A 2309-nucleotide genomic window follows, 5' to 3' on the forward strand; every position below is an offset into this window, starting at 1 on the left:
TCCCAGAACGCGGCGAACGCGCCTTGCAGGTGCCGCAGGCACTGTTGCAGCGGGACCGAGGAGACCTCGTTGAGGAACGCGAGGTCCTCGGACTTCTTCCAGGCGGTCAGCATGGCGCTGGTGGCGTGGTAGTTGACCCGTTCCTGACGCTGGTACCAGCCCTCGGTGCGAGCCTGCAACGCCAGGTTGTAGACCTTGCGCACACACCCGAACGTCCGGTTCAGCAGGTCGGCCTGCTCCGGGTCCGGGTAGTAAGGTCGGCCCGGGGCGCGGTGCTGGCGTTTCTGCCAGCTCGTTTCCCCGGACCGCCTTCCGAACCCGCCGTGCGCCTTTCAGCGCAACGGGCTCTCCACAAGTCCCGTAATGAGAACCGTGGATCCTTCTCACCCCACGGCGGATTCCCACGGTGTCGGGATCTTCGTCCCTCTGTATCGGTATCGGGTGGTAGCCACCCGGCCCGAGTGGAACAGTTCCCGTTCTCCCGAGGTTATCCACCACTCACCGCCGCAATATATGCGACGGAGTTGCCTCCACGTGATGTCCCGGTGTTTCCTCCGAATCCATCTGATCACCTGCCACCATGTGTAGGAGGCCAGATAGTTGAAGGTCGCGTTCGAGACGCCCGGACGGAAGTAGGCGCACCACCCTCTCAGCGTCGGATTGAGCTGACGCAGCAGAGAATCGAGCGGCTCCCCGGTGTCCATTCGTCGGCACATCGTCTTCACCTTGACCATAATCGAACGAAGCGATTTCTTGGCCGGGTACGTGTAGATGTAGTGCTGATTCGTGCCACGTTTGCGGTGGCGCTGGATGCGCCATCCCAAGAAGTCGAGGCCGTTGTCTATGTGGGTGACCAGAGTCTTCTCCTCCGACAGTCGCAGTCCCATCGGTTGCAGCACCTTTGCCACCTCATCCTTCACGCGCTCGGCGTGATGGCGGTCGCCGGATACCAGGATCAGGAAGTCGTCCGCGTACCGCACCAGGCGGTAGTTGGCCTCTCCCAGCCGTTTCCGGCGTCTCCGCCCGTGTTCGGTGGATCGGTGTCCGCCCTGGTGCTGGTCGAAGAACTCGTCCAGCACCGACAGAGCCACATTTGCCAGAAGAGGCGACAGAATGCCACCTTGCGGAGTGCCCATGACGGACTCCCGCGAGATCCCCTCTTCCGAGAGGATGCCCGCTTTGAGGAACGCTTTGACCAGGCTGATCACATGCTTGTCCCCGATTCGTTCGCGCACCCGGGCCATCAAGGCCGAATGCGAGATCTCGTCGAAACAAGCCGTGATGTCGCCTTCCACCACCCATTCGTACGTCGCTTTCGCGTAATGACGAGCTTCGGCGATGGCGTCGTGCGCTCGCCGGTTGGGGCGGAACCCGTACGAGCACGGGCTGAAATCCGCCTCAAAGGTCGGCTCCAGCACGAGTTTCAGGGACGCTTGGACCACCCGGTCCACCACGGTCGGGATGCCCAGGCGGCGGAGCTTCCCATTCGTCTTCGGGATCATCACCTCCCGCACATGTACCGGCTGGAAGGTTCGGCCTCGCAGTGCGTTCCGGACCTCCCCGAGGAAATCCTCGACCCCGATCACGGCTTCGATGTGGGCGACCTTCCAGCCGTCCACTCCCGCCGTGCGTGCTCCCTTGTTACCCCGCACCCGATTCCACGCCACCATAAGGAACGCGGGATCGGTCACCAGATTGAACAGATCATCGAATCTGCGATGAGGGTCCTCGCGGGCCCAACGGTGCAGCTTGGTCTGCATTCCCCGTACCTTGTAGTCCGCCGAGCTAACGGCGGCCTCAAGTTCGTCGGTATTCACCGGCGGACTCCGGGCATTGCAATCTCCTCACTGCCGACTTGCTGGCTCCCTTCGCCATGTACGCGGCTTTCCCGCGCTCGGACTACTACGGAGCCTCCGCCCCGCGTCCTGATCATCAGCCGGCAACGGGCCTGCCCTGGTTCCGAGCCGGTTGTCCGGACCGAGGGCGATCAGAAGCGGTTCCCACGTTCACTGTTCATCGATCAATCAGGGAGGTGTCCAGCTTTGCCCCGGCAGTCATGCCACGCCTACGCCGCAGACTTTCAGCGTGGTCCCCGTTCCGGGTTTCCGGTTCCGGGGTCGGTTCGGGCCGCTTTGTTCCCTCGCCGCCAACTACGGTCCGGCCCATATCCACCAGGTTTGAGCCGGTTCAAGTCTTACGGGACTTCGACCGCTGGTTCACTTTCGTTACACCGTCTGATCTTGCTAGCCGGACCCGCATCGTCTGGTAGTGCCGATGCGTCCCGGCATTGTCGGGGCTGCTTTCCGCCC

2 protein-coding genes are annotated in these 2309 nt (G+C 62.8%); both read right to left on the reverse strand.

The features are described from left to right. The coding region (locus ADL15_RS13180) for a hypothetical protein (protein WP_232344060.1) at positions 1-203 on the reverse strand (203 nt) is incomplete at its 3' end. A 180-nt stretch (positions 204-383) separates the two neighbouring features. After that, positions 384-1760 (reverse strand): group II intron reverse transcriptase/maturase, encoded by a 1377-nt coding sequence (ltrA, locus tag ADL15_RS13185; protein ID WP_232344061.1) that lies wholly within the window; start codon positions 1758-1760, stop codon positions 384-386. Positions 1761-2309: the final 549 nt, after the last annotated feature.

This window comes from Actinoplanes awajinensis subsp. mycoplanecinus (assembly GCF_001509495.1).
GTDB lineage: Bacteria > Actinomycetota > Actinomycetes > Mycobacteriales > Micromonosporaceae > Actinoplanes > Actinoplanes palleronii.

Coding starts and splice junctions, on each gene's coding strand:
- ltrA (WP_232344061.1), bottom strand. CDS start 1,760: ATGCAGACCAAGCTGCACCGTTGGGCCCGCGAGGACCCTCATCGCAGA.